Source organism: Bradyrhizobium algeriense, from assembly GCF_036924595.1.
GTDB classification, from domain to species: Bacteria; Pseudomonadota; Alphaproteobacteria; order Rhizobiales; family Xanthobacteraceae; genus Bradyrhizobium; species Bradyrhizobium algeriense.
Genome location: NZ_JAZHRV010000001.1, coordinates 7,605,220 through 7,621,288, shown reverse-complemented (window position 1 = coordinate 7,621,288; position 16,069 = coordinate 7,605,220). Strand labels below are relative to the sequence as shown.

At 62.1% G+C, this 16,069-nt stretch carries 10 protein-coding genes; 6 read left to right on the top strand and 4 right to left on the bottom strand.

Going from position 1 to position 16,069, the window contains the following annotated elements; genetic code table 11:
* Positions 1 to 2 precede the first annotated feature (2 nt).
* The gene (locus V1286_RS36525; RefSeq protein WP_334488506.1) at positions 3 to 581 is read right to left on the bottom strand and encodes a TetR/AcrR family transcriptional regulator; all 579 of its coding nucleotides are present in this window, start codon (positions 579 to 581) and stop codon (positions 3 to 5) included.
* Positions 582 to 692: 111 nt separating this feature from the next.
* Here V1286_RS36525 and V1286_RS36520 point away from each other — a divergent pair, with 111 nt between their 5' ends.
* Together V1286_RS36520 and V1286_RS36515 are read left to right on the top strand one after the other, a co-directional pair.
* Positions 693 to 947, top strand: a complete 255-nt coding sequence (locus V1286_RS36520; RefSeq protein ID WP_334488503.1) for a hypothetical protein — start codon at positions 693 to 695, stop codon at positions 945 to 947.
* A 248-nt stretch (positions 948 to 1,195) separates the two neighbouring features.
* On the top strand, positions 1,196 to 4,612 hold the full coding sequence (locus tag V1286_RS36515) for an acyl-[ACP]--phospholipid O-acyltransferase (RefSeq protein ID WP_334488501.1): 3,417 nt from the start codon (positions 1,196 to 1,198) through the stop codon (positions 4,610 to 4,612).
* Between the two features lie 909 nt (positions 4,613 to 5,521).
* Here the strand turns inward: V1286_RS36515 and V1286_RS36510 are convergent.
* Positions 5,522 to 6,199 (bottom strand): hypothetical protein, encoded by a 678-nt coding sequence (locus V1286_RS36510; RefSeq protein WP_334488499.1) that lies wholly within the window; start codon positions 6,197 to 6,199, stop codon positions 5,522 to 5,524.
* Between the two features lie 224 nt (positions 6,200 to 6,423).
* Between V1286_RS36510 and V1286_RS36505 the strand changes: the two genes are divergently transcribed.
* The 3 genes from V1286_RS36505 (at position 6,424) to V1286_RS36495 (ending at position 8,792) form a co-directional block, all read left to right on the top strand.
* Positions 6,424 to 7,050, top strand: a complete 627-nt coding sequence (locus tag V1286_RS36505; protein ID WP_334488496.1) for a DUF805 domain-containing protein — start codon at positions 6,424 to 6,426, stop codon at positions 7,048 to 7,050.
* Positions 7,051 to 7,243: 193 nt separating this feature from the next.
* The gene (locus tag V1286_RS36500) at positions 7,244 to 7,858 is read left to right on the top strand and encodes a TetR/AcrR family transcriptional regulator (RefSeq protein ID WP_334488492.1); all 615 of its coding nucleotides are present in this window, start codon (positions 7,244 to 7,246) and stop codon (positions 7,856 to 7,858) included.
* A gap of 73 nt (positions 7,859 to 7,931) precedes the next feature.
* A complete protein-coding gene (locus V1286_RS36495; RefSeq protein ID WP_334488489.1) occupies positions 7,932 to 8,792 on the top strand; it encodes a DMT family transporter in 861 nt (286 codons plus the stop codon).
* A 534-nt stretch (positions 8,793 to 9,326) separates the two neighbouring features.
* Here the strand turns inward: V1286_RS36495 and V1286_RS36490 are convergent.
* The gene (locus V1286_RS36490) at positions 9,327 to 10,406 is read right to left on the bottom strand and encodes a tetratricopeptide repeat protein (protein ID WP_334488486.1); all 1,080 of its coding nucleotides are present in this window, start codon (positions 10,404 to 10,406) and stop codon (positions 9,327 to 9,329) included.
* Between the two features lie 262 nt (positions 10,407 to 10,668).
* Positions 10,669 to 11,841 carry a tetratricopeptide repeat protein gene (locus tag V1286_RS36485; protein ID WP_334488483.1) on the bottom strand — a complete coding sequence of 391 codons (1,173 nt, stop codon included), beginning with the start codon at positions 11,839 to 11,841 and terminating at the stop codon, positions 10,669 to 10,671.
* 679 nt (positions 11,842 to 12,520) lie between these two features.
* Here V1286_RS36485 and V1286_RS36480 point away from each other — a divergent pair.
* On the top strand, positions 12,521 to 15,904 hold the full coding sequence (locus V1286_RS36480; RefSeq protein ID WP_334488480.1) for an adenylate/guanylate cyclase domain-containing protein: 3,384 nt from the start codon (positions 12,521 to 12,523) through the stop codon (positions 15,902 to 15,904).
* Positions 15,905 to 16,069 lie beyond the last annotated feature (165 nt).

The window sequence follows — 16,069 nt, the reverse complement described above, 5'->3', positions numbered from 1 at the left end:
GGTCAGACCTCGCCGTCTCGCGCTTTGCCAAGGGGGATGCCCAACCCCGCCAAGTGTGTATCCACGAACTGCGCCAACTGTTGGCGCAGCTTTTCCGGCGGCACCGCGACCATTCGCTCCTCCAGGCCGAGCGAGATGATGCCGTGCACGGCGGAGAACATCATGCGCGCCAGCAACGCCACCTCTTCCGGATCCCGGTCGGGCAAGAGCCGGACCAGCGGCTCATGCATCAGCGCAAACGCCTGCATCACCATCAGTAGGATGTCTTCGGGGAATGGCCGGTCGCCCTCCATCCGGTGTTCGAACAGCGAGCGCAAAAGATTGGCGTGATCAGTTGCGAACGTCAGGTAGCTCTCGGCCAATCCGTGGAGCTGGCGAACCGGGTCGTCGGCAGGGACCGCGACCAGGCGGGCGGTCAGGGCCCGAACCGTCTCGCGATTCACGGTCAGGATCAGGCCGTCGAAGTCTCCGAACTCGTTGTAGACGCTTCCGATCGAGCAATCGGCGGCCTCCGCGACATCCCGAACCTTCAATGATCTCAATCCGTTAGCGGCAATAGAGCCACGGGCGATCTCGATCATGAGATGGCGCCGCAAAGTTTTTTTGCGTTCCCGCAAAGATTCTTCTTGAGCAATGCTCACGTTTGCCCTATACATTTTGAACAATGTTCATTTAACCCGGAGGCCACCCCGATGCAAACCCTTGTTTCCCAGCTGACCACCACTTTCGTCGACGATGCCATCGAACTCGTGAAGGGATTTGGCAAGATTATCGTCCACATCGCCACCGCGCCGATCGAGCGCATTGCCAGCGCCTGCGATGTCGGCGGCGTTCTGGCCCGCCGGCAGTCGGCGCGTCGCCTGCGCGCGATGATGAAGGCCCATCGTCCTCGCAGCCCGTGGCAGCGCTCGCTGTCGCCGTTCGCCTCCCTGCACTACCTGACCTGAGGCGCCGCCGCTTTCGTTCAAATGTGCCTCCAATCGTAAGAATGGGGTCACTATGCCGCGGCAAACCGTCCAGCAAGTTCCGCGCGACAATGTCCGGATAACTTTCCGTACAACCTTTCGATGCACCGTGCCCGGCGACCACTTCGCGCATTGGCCACAACCTTCGCACCACCGACGACGCTCACATTAGTAGCTCACGATTTGCAGACCACATCCGGGATGCCCGCCGGAAGTAACAGGAAATAGTCATGATCAAGGAATTGCTGTCCTCTCGCCGCTTCGCCCCGCTGTTCTGGTCGCAATTCTGTTCGGCCTTGAACGACAATGTGCTGAAGAATGCGCTCGTTATCATGCTGCTCTATGGCGTGGCCACTGAGGAGGGCGCTCCACTGGTGACGCTGGCCGGTGCGGTCTTCATCTTTCCCTTTTTCGTGCTTTCGGCGCTCGGCGGCGAACTGGCCGACAAATTCGTCAAAATGGCCGTCGCGCGACGCCTGAAGTTCGCCGAAATATTTGCCGCCTGCTTTGCGGCCGCCGGCTTCTACATGCATTCGATCCCATTGCTGTTCGTGGCGCTCGCGCTGTTCGGCATGATAGCTGCCTTGTTCGGCCCGGTGAAATACGCGATCCTTCCCGACCAGCTGTCGGTTTCCGAACTCGCAACCGGCAACGCCCTTGTCGAGGGCGCGACCTTCATGGCGATCTTGATCGGCACGATCGCCGGCGCATTGTTTGTCGCAGGCGCCTCGCATATGGGGTGGATTTGCCTGGCCGTGGTCGGGCTATCGATCCTGTCCTGGGTGTTCGCGGCCCGTATCCCCGTAAGCCAGCCGTCCGCGCCTGATCTGCCGATCACGGCCAATCCCTGGACCTCCACCGTTCACCTTTTGAAGACGCTCTACGCCGAACCGCGCCTGTGGGACGGCATGTTGATTGTGTCCTGGTTCTGGATGGTCGGCGCGATCGTGCTGTCGTTGCTGCCCGCGCTGGTCAAGGGCGGCATCGGCGGCACCGAAGGCGTCGTGACGGTCTGCCTCGCCGTGTTCGCGATCGGTATTGCCGCGGGCTCGCTGGTTGCCGCGCAGCTCAGCCACGTGCGTCCGAATCTCGCGCTGGTGCCGATCGGCGCCATCGTGATGGGCATCGTCGGTCTCGATCTGGCCTGGGCCATCGGAAGCACGGTGCACGGAACCGACGTAACGGCAGCCGCATTCACCACCTCCTTCGCGGGTGTCCGGATGCTTGCCGACTTCTTCATGTTCGCCGTTGGCGGCGGCTTGTTCGTGGTGCCGTCCTTCGCCGCCGTCCAGGCATGGTCCGCGCCGTCGGAACGGGCCCGCGTGATCGCCGCCGGCAACGTGCTGCAGGCTGCCTTCATGGTGGTCGGCTCGCTGCTCGTCGCGGGATTGCAGGCGCTTGGCCTTCCGGTCGCCTGGATCTTCTTCGGCCTTGCGATCGCAAGCTTCGGCTCGGTCTGGTTCGTGCTCGGCAAATGGGGCCGCGAAGGCGTGCGCGACTTCGGCGCGCTGCTGTTTCGTGCGCTGTTTCGTGTGGAGGTCCGCGGCATGGAGAATCTGCCGCCGGCCGGCACCCGCATGCTGATCGCGCCGAACCATGTCAGCCTGATCGATGGCCCGCTGCTGCATGCCACGCTGCCGATCGACGCCAGCTTTGCCGTCGACACCGGGATTTCCAAGGCGTGGTGGGCGAAGCCGTTCCTGAAGCTGATCAAGCACTACACCATGGATCCGACTAAGCCGCTGGCGGCGCGCGACCTGATCAAGCTGGTGGCATCGGGCGAGCCGGTCGTGATTTTTCCCGAGGGCCGCATCACGGTGTCAGGCTCGCTGATGAAGGTCTATGACGGCACCGCGATGATCGCCGACAAGGCCGATGCAGTCGTTGTGCCCGTCCGCATCGAGGGCGCGCAGCGTTCGCATCTGAGCTACCTGAAGAACGGCGAGATCAAGCGCTCGTGGTTCCCCAAGGTGACGATCACGATCCTGCCGCCGGTCAAATTGCCGGTCGACCCGGCGCTGAAGGGCAAGACCCGCCGTAACGCGGCAGGCGCGGCGCTGCAGGACGTCATGATCGACGCCATGGTCAAGAACGCCATGCTGGATCAGACCCTGTTCGAAGCGCTGGCCCATGCCCATCGCGACCGCGATACCGGCAAGCCGATCATCGAGGACGCGCTCGGCACCAGCTTGACTTATCGCAAGTTGATCCTCGGCGCGCAGGTGCTGAGCCGCAAGCTGGAGAACGGCACGACAATCGGCGAGAATGTCGGCGTGCTGCTGCCGAACTCGGCCGGCGTCGCCGTCGTGTTCATGGCGCTACAGAGCATCGGCCGCGTGCCCGCGATGCTCAATTTCTCCGCCGGTCCGGTCAATGTGCTGGCGGCGATGCAGGCCGCGCAAGTCAAGACCGTGCTGACCTCGAAGGCCTTCATCGAGAAGGGCAAGCTCGACAAGCTCATTACCGCCATCGCCGACAAGGCCAGGGTCGTGTATCTCGAGGATGTCCGCGCCTCGATCGGTGCGCTCGACAAGATCCGCGGCCTGCTCGCCGGCACTGCACCCCGCACCGCCCGCAAGGCGGACGATCCGGCGGTCGTCCTGTTCACGTCAGGGTCGGAAGGCACGCCCAAGGGTGTCGTGCTCTCCCATCGCAACATCCTCGCCAATGCGGCCCAGGCCCTGGCGCGGGTCGATGCCAATGCCAATGACAAGGTGTTCAACGTGCTGCCCGTGTTCCACTCCTTCGGCCTGACGGGCGGGATGATGATGCCGATGCTGGCCGGCATTCCGATCTTCATGTATCCGTCGCCGCTGCATTACCGGATCGTGCCGGAACTGATTTACCAGACCAGCGCCACCATCCTGTTCGGCACGGATACTTTCCTCTCCGGCTATGCGCGCTCGGCCCATGCCTACGACTTCCGCACCCTGCGCCTCGTGATTGCCGGCGCGGAAGCGGTGAAGGACCGCACGCGGCAAGTGTATATGGAGCGCTATGGCATCCGCGTCCTCGAAGGCTACGGCGTCACCGAGACCGCGCCCGTGCTCGCGATGAACACGCCGATGGCAAATCGTCCGGGCACCGTCGGCCGGCTGTCGCCGCTGATGGAAGCCCGCCTCGATCCGGTCCCCGGCATCGAGGAAGGCGGACGTCTGTCGGTGCGCGGGCCCAACGTCATGCTGGGATATCTCCGTGCGGAAAATCCCGGTGTGCTGGAGCCGCTCGCCGGCGGCTGGCACGACACCGGCGACATCGTCACCATCGATGCAGCGGGTTTCATCGCCATCAAGGGCCGCGCCAAACGCTTCGCCAAGATTGCCGGCGAGATGGTCTCGCTGTCGGCGGTCGAAGCCATGGCCGCAGCGCTGTGGCCGCAGGCGATGTCGGTTGCGGTATCGATTCCCGATGCGCGCAAGGGCGAGCGGATCGTGCTCCTGACCACGCAAAAGGATGCCGAACGCCCGGCGATGCAGCGCCAGGCCAAGACCGTCGGCGCGTCCGAACTGGCGGTGCCGGCGGATATCCACGTGGTCGGCAACGTGCCACTGCTGGGCTCCGGCAAGACCGACTATGTCGGCGCGACCAAGCTTGCCAAGGAGCTTGCGACGCCGGCCGAGCCGGCGCGGCAACAGGAAGTCGCATAAATTTATCGCGTCGCCGCGGGATCAATGACGATCCTGCGGCGGCGACGTGCCGATTGTTGGTGTCGCAGCTTCTATTATTGTCGCGCTTCGGTACCTTGATGAGCGATCCGAGTGCGAGAGCAACGGCAATTTCCGGCAGGTATAAATGCTTCCATCGCCGACGCCACCCAGACTATTCGTCATTTTTGCGAAGAGCGCGCATGAAGCAGTGATTTTTAGGCGCGGACCGGCAAGGTGGTGTCACGTCATTCGCTGGAATACTCAGAATGACACCTTTTACAGCGGAGCTTGGTTTAAGGGACGCATTTATCCCGAGAAGTGCGACTTGTCTCCTGATGGAGAGCTACTTTTGTACTTCGCGCATCAAGGGAGCCGCCTGCGTACAAGTTATACTGATGCCTGGACGGCAATCAGTCGCACTCCCTGGCTGACCGCTATAGGGCTATGGCCTCAGGGGACAACGTGTGGAGGGGGCGGTCGTTTCACAAATACTCGCAGCGCTATCATCAGGGCGCATATGAGCGCTCACCCTGATCATCCCGGCGCTGGGATTTCCATCACTTTTGGCGATGGACCTCACCATGTCTCATCCGAAGAAGTTGAAGGCTCGGACTGGTCGGGACGCGATCAGAATGGGAGATTGGTGTTCACTCTGAATGGCCTCCTAATGCATAGAAGTGCCAAAGGATTTGATATCTGCCTTGCAGACTTCAATGGTTACACACCTGATCCGCAGCCTGCGCCGCCATCCGCTGGCCGACCATTGAGGGCCCTCAAACAAAGAAGCAATCTGCGAGGCAGAAAGAAATAGGGTCCATAAACCTTATGACGAGCGGCGAAGATGCGAAGTCCATTCTTGGCCTCAAGGCAGACCTCAGTTAGCCGTCCGCGCGCTTCTCCTGGCGAAATTCAGGTTGGGAGTGAGGAACTGCCGGATTGCTCGGCGCGCATCTCGGTCGCCCACTGTGTCAGACATTGCTCGGCATAGCGCAGGCCTGCGGTGGTCCGCTCCAAGCAGTCCCGCCCCGCATCGCTGTCGGGGCCATGCGCAATGGCGTCGGCGATATACAGTCCGGCCATTGCAACGCCCTTGTTTATCTCGTCCAGTGCCAGGATGCAGGCATGCTGCCGAGCTTGAGCTTCTCCGCTTGCGGGCCTCGCCTCCTTTGCGAGGGCGAGTTGAGATGCTGTTCTCAGGGCCAGCCAGCTGAAGGCGCCACACAGCTGTTGCACGAGCTCCGGTGCGGTGCGTGGATCGAAGCCCTTCACCATCCCCATCATCTGGATTTTTACAGTGACAATCGCAGTAAGTTCCTTCGTCACAGCGCGCGCGCCTGCGTCGGTGAAGGCGTAGCTGCTTGTTACGCGTGCCGTAGGCAGATCATCGATCGCTATCCGACGTGTCCAGCCGGCCTGTTCCATCTGCGACCACAACACGTCGTTGGGGCTTCCCACTCCAGTCATCATCGCGCTTCCGGGGTGCGCCGTCGCGGCCTCGTTCACGGACAGATCGCCGGGCGCAAGGATCGCGAGCCAGAGGCGAAGCCGACGGGCGTTGAAGGCAGACGAACTGGAATTGTGGTTCAAGATTGCGGCCCGTTGGGTTGCATGGACAGGGCGTATGAGTTTAACAAGGCGGGCTTGAAGCAACGGTAAAGGCTAAAAGTTGCATTTTCTACGAAGGGCGGCTCTTGGCCCCTTTTCGGACCAAAGCGGTGAAGCTGACGATGTCGGTTCGTTGAGAAAAAGCGGACCTGGCGGTCGATCGCGGTCACTTCTGGAAATGTGACCCGAAGGAGACGTCGATCATCTTGCCGCAAGCAGAGGGCGGCGGCTATTTCCCGCAAGTAGCGGTGAGACTCGAACTTCACGAAGTTGCCCGCCTGCCTGAAGGAACTCCGTTTCGAACCAAATCTGCCGCCGCACCGACCAATCAAAGCACCCGAGAGGACGCCCCTGGCGAGGATGCGATGAAACTGCGGAAGATCCTCTTCAGCTTCGACGGCCGGATCGGCCGCCGCACCTATTGGCTGGCGATCCTCGCCCTGACCGTCGCGGTGCTGATCTCGACCTTCGCCCCCTTTCTCCTCGACAGCGAAGAGACGGCCGTCCTGATGGTCGCCTTGACCTCGCAATTCACATGGCTCTTAAGCCTGTGGCCGATACTGGCCGTGGGCAGCAAGCGATTGCACGACCGCAACAAGAACGGCTGGCTGCTGGTTTTCTGGCTGCTCCCCTTCGCCCTGTTCTGTGGCGGCTTCAGCATCTACCTCTTTAACGACCCCAGCACCGGCCGGAGCGGAGATTTCTTGACCGGCTCGATCCTGATTTTTGCGTGCCTTCCGCCCGCGCTATGGGGCATCGTCGAGCTCGGCATTCTGCCGGGCACCAAGGGGCCGAACCTGTACGGCGCCGACCCGGCGCAACAGCTGGCTTGAAAACCGCTATGCGTCCCGCGCCGGAGCCGTCCTGATCGCTCTTGCACCATAGCCGCTCCAACCCACAACCGAGTGTAAAATCGATCAACCGGAACTGCCAGCCGCGCTTTGCTGCCGGGCGCAAGGCTAATGTCGCTTGTTGGAGTCGAAGCGTCACTTGCGATATATAGACCAATTGGTCTATATATTAGCAATGAGCCGCCAAACCCCAGTGCAGTTGCCCCGTGGCCGCCCCCGAAGTTTTGACGTGGAAGCCGCTGTCGAACGCGCGATGGGTGTGTTCTGGTCGCGCGGCTATCACGCCACGGCGCTCCCGGACCTTCTTCGCGCGACGAAGCTCTCGCGTGGCAGCCTTTACGCCGCGTTCGGTGACAAGCACTCGCTCTTCTTGCGTGCGCTTGATCGCTACATTGCCGATGCCCTGACACGGATGGATATCGAACTTGACCCCCGCAGAGAGCCGGTCGACGGCCTGCGGGCCTACCTTGCCGGCTACGTTGACCGCACGACCGGTACCAATGGTCGGCGCGGATGCCTGCTGGTGGCCACAGCCATGGAACTGGCTGGCCAGGATGCTGAAGTTGGTCGTCGCATCGCGGGCTTTTTCAAAGCCATGGAGGCCAGGGTGGCCCATGCACTTTCCCGTGCGAAGACGGCGGGCAAGTTGGCCGATGGCGTTGAGCCTTCAAGCGCCGCCCAAATTCTCGTCTGTTTCGTTGAGGGGCTGCGAGTGGTCGGCAAAACGGCGCCGACACGGATCACATCGCAAGCCACCGCTGACGCTCTTCTCGACCGCTTCATCAGGTAAACAACCCATGGGCGGCGCCTCCTCTATTGGCGCGCCGATATGTAGACCGATCGGTCTTGAAAGGAAGGATACCATGTCTGCCATCCAGATCGTCTGCGCGGTGGCCGTTCCCTTGCTCTGGGGTTATCAGTTCGTGGCCATCAAAGTGGGTGTAACGGAGTTTCCGCCTCTCTTCTTCCTCGCACTGCGCTTCCTGGCCATCGCGCTGCTGCTTGTTCCGTTCGTCAAAAGGCCCGCGCGTCAACAGTTCGGCCCTATCGCAGCTATTTCGATTTTCCTTGGTGGACTGAACTTCGGGCTCTTCTATGTTGGCCTTGGGCTCGGCTCGGGAAGCATGTCGGCCGTCGCATATCAACTCACTACGCCCTTCACCGTCCTGTTAGCGTGGCCGCTGCTCGCGGAGAGACCGTCTCTCGCCACGTCCGCCGGAGTGCTGATTGCATTCGTTGGCGTGGTCGTGTTGGCGGCCGAGCCTGGCCTGTCGGCAAACACGCTTCCGCTGCTGCTTGTGGTCGGAGCAGCCTTCGCTTTCGCGGTGTCCAACGTCCTGACGAAACGCTACGGCCCTTTTGATCCCTTGATGTTGATGGGGTGGTCGTCGCTACTCACGGTGCCGCAGGTCATGTTGATGTCGTTACTCATTGAACATGGACAACTGGCAAGCCTTGTCACGGCAGATGAACGTGGCTGGCTGGCACTCGCCTACACGATTTTCATCGGAGGAATTGCTGGGTTCGGACTTTGGTTCTGGCTGATTGCCCGATGTTCCATGGGCCGCGTCGCACCCTTTGGTCTGCTGCTTCCGGTGTTCGCCTTGATTTCGAGCGTGTTGTTCCTTGGCGACCGCATGACCCCAAAGTTGATTGTCGGTGGGCTGCTCGCGATCTCCGGCGTCGCCATTACACAAGTAAGACCGAGCGCTCGACCAATTTGAACCCGGAAGTCGCGTCGTGGCGACTTCCGGGGTCGTAGCGGCGCGCGCTGCTCCGTGGCCGGTGGGTGGATAGATCCGCGTTAGCGCCCGCGAACCGGCGGGCCACTCTGGCGACTGGGAAGTTCTTCTGTCGAGCGATCCGCCGTCGCACTGACAGCATCCTTTGCATCGCAAATCGCTTCCTGGACCTCGTGCCTCGCAGGCGAGATCAGAAGTTGCGTCCGCATTTCGGCAAGGCGGGCACGGCAGTATTCGCGGTAGAGGAGGTCGAATATGGCAGGCATGATCCAACCTCGTTGTTCGAGTTGATCTGCACCATCAGCTCCAATTAACACCTATCTTCCGGCAAAAGATGTGAACTAGATCACAGTCTTCAGCTTTCGGCGGCATAGCGGACATGACGGACCTTGCTGCGGGCTCGCCCCGGTCGCGAATGACCCCTTAGCCGACTCCCAGCCGCCATCTATCCGGCGGCTTCGGACATCTGGAGGGCGACATCGCAGGTGAATGCGGCTCGATCGACGCAAGGCGCGCTCAAATGTGCCGCGTGATGCCGCGACCGCACGCGCGGTCGAGCACGCAGTTCCTGAGCGTATTGTCGAAGTCAGTGTCGCGCTCGCCGTCGATGCGCACGTCCGGAAAGCCGTTGCGGCGCAGGTAGAGTTGCACACGCAGGATCGCCTGCTTGCCGCCCGAGAGCATCAGCGCCTCGATGTCGCGGTTGGACTCCTCGCGTTTGCCAAGTTGCGCCAGCAGCAGCGCGCGCTGGAACAGGATCTCGCGATTGTGGCGCAAGGTGACGGCGGTCGTCGGCTGGCCGGGCGGGCCGAGCAACACATTCAGGTCCTCGATCGCCTCCGCCGGCCGATCGAGGGCGATCAGCGCGAGCGCCCGTGTCTCACGCGCCATGAGATCGCTCGCCGAAATTGCGAGCGTCTTCGTCGCGTCATCGATCGCGCCCTCGAACTGTCCGAGGCGAAATTGCGCCTGCGCCTTCATTAGCCGCGTGCGGCGATCGCTCGGGTCGAGCGAAACCGCATGTTCGAGGTCGCGCTCCGCGAGATCGACCTGACCGCGGCTCAGGTGGATGCGCGCCTTGATCGACAGCATGTCGGTGTCGTCCGGCCGCTGCGCGATCGCCGCCGTGATGTCCGCGATCGCATCGGGCCCCTTCCCGGCGTTGAGCAGGACCTCCGCGCGCGAGGCAAGCAGCACCGGATTGGTCGGCTCGATCATCAGGGCGGCATTGAGGTCGCGTTCGGCCGCATCGAGCTTCAGCAGCGTTGAGAGCAGACGCCCGCGAAATGTCAGTGACGAAACATTCGCCGGATCGATGGCCACCGCCGCATTCGCCGCCTTGAGCGCTTCCTCCGTGCGCGTCTGCGCAAGCAACGCAACCGACCGCTCGATATGAGCACGCGCGAGCGACGAGCCCGACAGCGTGGCATCGACCGGCGCGGGGTCGCACGCGCCTTGCATCCATTCCGCGTACGGCGCCTTGCACTGCGCCCACCCGACCGAACGGAACGAGCCGGCCGTGCCGATGGGGTCCCTCGCCAAGGCGGGCGAGGCAAGCGCGAGCGCGAACGCAACGAGCACAAGGCGACCGATCATTGGCTCGACGCCCACTGTTGCCGGGTGGAGTAGTTGATCGCACGGGTGCAGAGAGGCGCCGTCCGTCGGCACAGGCTGCGTGCAGATGTCTGCGCGAATGGCGCCTCGCTCCGCAGCGTGCCAGGCAAACCCGCCGTGTCGCACGAACTCGCCTGCGGCCGCGGCATGGATTGGCAGACCGGCCTGCTCTCCGCGAGCGCGGCGTTGGAAAAAAGAAGGAAGGCAACGACGAATACGGCTCTGCTTTGCATCCTGTCCTCGGCTAGCATTGGGGATCGATCATGCAGGCACGCATGGCGTCATCGAGGTCCCGCGTTTGTCCACTCGGCAGTCCCGGCTCGCTCCAGTAGCCGGCGTGGCGCAGCGCGTTCATCAACCCGTTCAATTCCTTTAACCCGTCAAGATCCCTTCGACCCAGCGAGACCGCCGTTTTCAGGTCGCGCACCGCCGCATCGGTGCGCCCGAACTGGCGGTGCATGCGTGCTCGCATGACCAGGCCTCTCGTGTAATCCGGGCGCGCAGTCACGGCGGCATCGAAGGCCGCGAAAGCCTCCTCAAAGCGCTTGAATCCCGCAAGTGAAATGCCGAGTTCATAGAGCGCAGCGGAGTTCCGCGGCTCCGTATGCACCGCCTCGGTGAGGTCGCGCAGCGCGTCGTCCTTGCGCTGGACGTAGAAGCCGAGGAAATGCGCCCGTGCGGCGAGCGCAGGCGCCGAACGCCCTACATCGACCGCCGCGTCGTAGTCCTTTTCGGCAAGATCAAGCCGACCGGAGTCCTGGTAGCTATAGGCGCGCTCAAGCAGCGCCTTGACGCGGAAGTCGCGAACGATCCCGTCCTCGTCAAGAAAGCTCCGCGCGTCGTTGAGCCCGGCCTGCGAAACGGCGAGGAGCGCACTCGCGTCCGCGATCGCCTCCGCGAATTTGCGCTTGAAACGATATTCGCGCGCGCGATAATAGAGCGCGAAGCCCTCGGTCGGATCGACCTCGATCGCCTTGCTGTAGAACTCGAACGCCTTGTCGCCCTCCCCGAAGTTAAACAGCAGCGCGCCGACCGTCCTGAGCACGCGCGGATTCTTCGGATTGAGCGCATAGGCCTGCTCGACCCGCCTCTTGTAGTCGTCCATGCGCCGCAGGCGCAGATCGACATTCGACCATGAGACGAGGATTTCCTCGTTCTTCGGATCGAGCGCAAAGGCCGCGCGGTAGTCTTCGGCTGCCTCATTGAGACGCTGCGTGCGGTGATAGCCGCGCCCACGGACGAAATGCGCCTGTGCGCGGTCGCGATCCGACAAGTTGTGCGCAGCGAGCAGTTCGCCGCAGGGCGTGATGACCGACGCCGAGTCGATCGCAACTTGACCCATGGTGCATTCGACAGCTGATGCTGACGACATCGCGCCAAGGACCCATGCGACGACGAGGGCATTACGGCGGTGCATCGATCTTCAGCTCCGGTTGCGATACGACCGAGGTACCACCCCGCGCTCAAATTCCCTTGAACGCAATCGCTAAGATTCTATCGAAGCGCCTCGCCCCACCGAAGGCTGGCAGATTCTTGGGATGTGCTCTTAAGCATTTGCCAACGTCACGACGAGGCGCGAAAGTCGGCTCTTGGCCCATCGCGTATGCTAGCGCAGCGCAGCGATATGTCTGGAGTTGGAGGTAGATCGGAAATGACCGGACGACGTTTAAATCGACGCTCTTGACCCAACTCGGACATCCCCCACCTGATTATCGCCTGCGACCGGTGGTCCCGTACCACCGGCCGGACACTCTGAGGCTGCTATAGTCTGGCAATTGCGCGGAGCGGTTTTCCAGCGAGGTCATATGCGACGCTGCGACACCGCGTCTTCATCACGCTCCTCGCGGAACGGTAAGTGGCGAGTGCACAACAAGTGGCGGGAATGCCGCGCGTCATCTAACTTGCCCGGTCGGCGTTCCGTCGCAGGTTGAATTAACCCGCAGGGTTCTGCGCGAACCTCGTCACGTCGAAGGACGCAATATTCGTCTTGAGTTTCGGAGCGCAGCAGGGAATGTCGATGCGCTCCCGGCACTGGCGCAGGAAATAGTGGGGGACGGCGGCGTAGATGCCATTCGTTAAGTCCGTGGGTGGCCGCGATGCAGCAAATTGCCGACTGGCTCGAAAAGCTCGGCATGTCCGAGTATGCTCAGCGTTTTGCTGAAAATCACATTGATTTCTCGGTCCTTCGCGAACTGACCGATCAGGACCTAAAAGATCTCGGTGTCGTCCTCGGTGATCGCCGAAAAATGTTGCGTGCGATTGCCGACATTGATGAAATCGAGAAGTACGCACCAGCCGTGTGCGTCAAGGCAACTGCGGCGCGGCGTCACACACCCGTCGCGTCAGCGCCAGTCCCGACCGCAACGCCACGGCCGATCTCCGCCGCAGCCGAGGTCAGCGGTGAGCGCCGCTATATCACGGTGATGTTCTGTGATCTCGTCGACTCGACCAGCATTGCCGCGCACCTCGATGCCGAGGAGTGGCGCGACCTCCTCTGCGCTTATCTCGATGCCGCCTGCGCTGCTGTGACCGAAATGGGCGGCCATGTCGCCAGAAAGTTGGGCGACGGGCTAATGGTGCTGTTCGGTTATCCGGTGGCGCAGGAGAACGACGCCGAGCGAGCGGCGCGGGCTGCGCTCTCGATCCAACGGGCGCTCGCTGAGGTAAACCGCGGGAACGCTGATACTGGCAAGCCAGCGCTTAACGCGCGCATCGGGATTGAAACCGGCGCTGTTGTGGTCGATCCGGCCGGCGAGATTTACGGTGACGCGCCTAACATTGCGGCGAGGGTGCAGGCGCTAGCGGAGCCAGCTACGGTCGTAATGACGGCGCGGGTGCAGCACCAGGTCGCCGGTCTGTTCGTCGTTGAGGAACGCGGCAGCCATGAACTCAAGGGCGTGCCGGAGCCGGTGACACTGTACCGGCTCGTACGGGCGAGCGGTGGCGGGCGCCGCGCGAGACAGCGCCATCTCACGCCGCTGGTGGGTCGCGAGGAAGAAGTCGCGATGTTGATGCGGCGTTGGGAGAGGGCGCGGCGGGGCGACGGTCAATTGGTCGTGATCGTGGGCGAGCCGGGATTGGGAAAATCCCGCCTGATCGAGGAATTCCATCCCCGGCTGCGCGAGCAGCCGCACACCTGGGTAGAATGGAGTTGCTCGCAGCTTCTGCAAAACACGTCGCTGCACCCGATTGCCGATTGGGGCCGCCAGCGCTTCGGCGGCGCCGACATACCTGCCGAGCAGCGTCTCGCGGACCTGGAGAATACGCTGGAATTGGTCAAGCTCGACCCTGCGGAGAATGCCCCCTTACTCGCACCATTGTTGGATATTCCGCTGCCACAGGAGCGTGCGTCGACCTTGGCGCCGGAAGAATTGCGGCGCCGACAGCTGACGGCGCTCACCAATTGGGTCATGGCCAGCGCGCGAACTCAGCCGGTGGTGCTGGCAGTGGAAGATGTGCATTGGGTTGATCCGACGACGCTCGATCTCTTGCGCGGCATCGCCGAGCGGGGTGCATTCGCACCCTCGTTCGTTCTGATCACCGCCCGGCCGGAGTTCCGGCCGCCATGGGGCATGCGCTCGCATCACACCACGATCTCCTTGGCTCCGCTTGATCGCTCGCAGGTGCGCCACATGGTTGGCGAGGTTGCTGCCCGCCATGCGCTGCCGAAGGAAGTGATTGATGGCGTGACCGAGCGCACTGGCGGCGTGCCGCTGTTCATTGAGGAAGTGACCCGGCTTCTAATAGAGCGCGGCGAGAATGGTGGTATCCATGCGATACCGCCGACGTTGCAACAATCGTTGGCGGCGCGGCTCGACCGGCTTGGCCCAGCGCGCGACGTGGCGCAGATCGGTGCCGTCATCGGGCGCGACTTTTCCTATCTGCTCCTTCGCGCTGTGGCCGGGATGGAAGACGTGCCGCTTCAGAGGGCGTTGGAACGGCTCGCCAAGGCAGACATTCTGCTTGTGCGAGGCGTGCCACCGGAATCTGAATATCGCTTCAAGCATGTGCTCATCCAGGATGCGGCCTATGAGAATTTGCTTAAGAGTCGACGCCGGGTTTTGCACTGCCGCGTCGGCGAAACGTTGCGCGATGATTTTGCCGCCACCTGTGCGGCCGTGCCGGAGCTGTTGGCGCATCACTTCACTCAAGCCGGGCTCACCGAAGCGGCCGTCGAATGGTGGGGCAAGGCAGGACAGCGGTCGCTGGAGCGCTCGGCGCTGGTCGAGGCCGCAGAGCAGTTCACGCGTGCTCTCGACCAGATAGCCAGTTTACCCGGCACGCCCGCGCTGCGCCGTGAGCAAATCAGACTTCAGGTGGCGCAAATTACACCGCTTGTTCATGTGAGGGGTTTCGCCGCGCCAGAGACCATGGCTGCGGCGGAACAAGCGTACGCGCTGATCCAGCAAGCTGAAATGCTCGGAGAGCACCATGAAGATCCCCTCTTGTTGTTCTCGGTACTCTATAGCTTCTGGATCCATAACTACGTGGCCTTCAATGGCAAGGTGATGCGCGAGCTTGCTCGCCAGTTCCTGACGCTGGCTGACAAAAACCCTTCCACGGCTCCACTCATGATAGGGAGCCGTCTCATGGGTACTTCGCTCATGACGACGGGAGACATCGTCGGAAGTTTGCCACACTACAATCGGGCACTTGCGCTCTATAATCCGGCCGAGCACCGTTCTCTGGCGACGCACTTTGGTCTCGATGCTGCGGTATCCGGTCTGGGCTTTCGATCTCAGACTTTTTGGTTGCTTGGCTATCCGGATGCGGCGCTCGCAAATGCGGAGGACTGTCTAAGGAATGCACGCGAGTTTGGCCAAGCCGCCACTTTGATGTGGGCCCTATTTTACGCATTCCTTCCCAACATTTGGTGCGGAAAGTACGCCGGAGCAAAGATGCAGGCGGACGAACTCGTCGTCTTGGCGAACGAGAAGGGTACGCCCTTTTGGAAGGCATATGGCATTCGAGCGCAAGGGTACCTCTTGGCTGAAGTCGGCGACGCGGTCGACGCTATCAGTATGATCCGTTCTAGCCGCGACGCTTGTCGGTCAACTGGTTCAACCAACCGGGCGCCGACCGATCTGTCCTATCTCGCCAGCGCCTATCTGAAAGTCGGTCAGTTCGAGAATGCCGAACGCTGTATCCGCGAGGCCATGATGGCGGTCGAAAGTACCGATGAACGCTGGTACGAGGCTGAGGTCAATCGCATAGCAGGCGAAGTCACGCTCCACTCGCCCCTCAGCGACTCATCGAACTCAGAAAGGTATTTCGAGCGCGCCCTTGCAGTAGCCCGCGAACAACAAGCCAAATCCTGGGAACTCCGCTCCGCAATGAGCCTCGCCCGTCTTTGGCGCTCCCAGGGCAAGCCGCGACAAGCTCGCGAACTGCTCACTCCGGTCTACGGCTGGTTCACCGAAGGCTTTGACACGCTCGATCTAAGAGAGGCCAGGACGCTGCTCGATGCGCTGGCGTCATAAGCTAATCGAAGCGTTCGGCGACTTCCGGGTTTGTGAAGGTTTTCGGACGCCGGCCCCATGACGGTAGCGCCGCGGGCACGGGGCCGGCGTCCGAAAGCCTCCAAGGGAGGAAACCGCGCTTGAGGGAACGAAGGCCGTGCCGCAGGCGCTATGGCGATTTGAGAG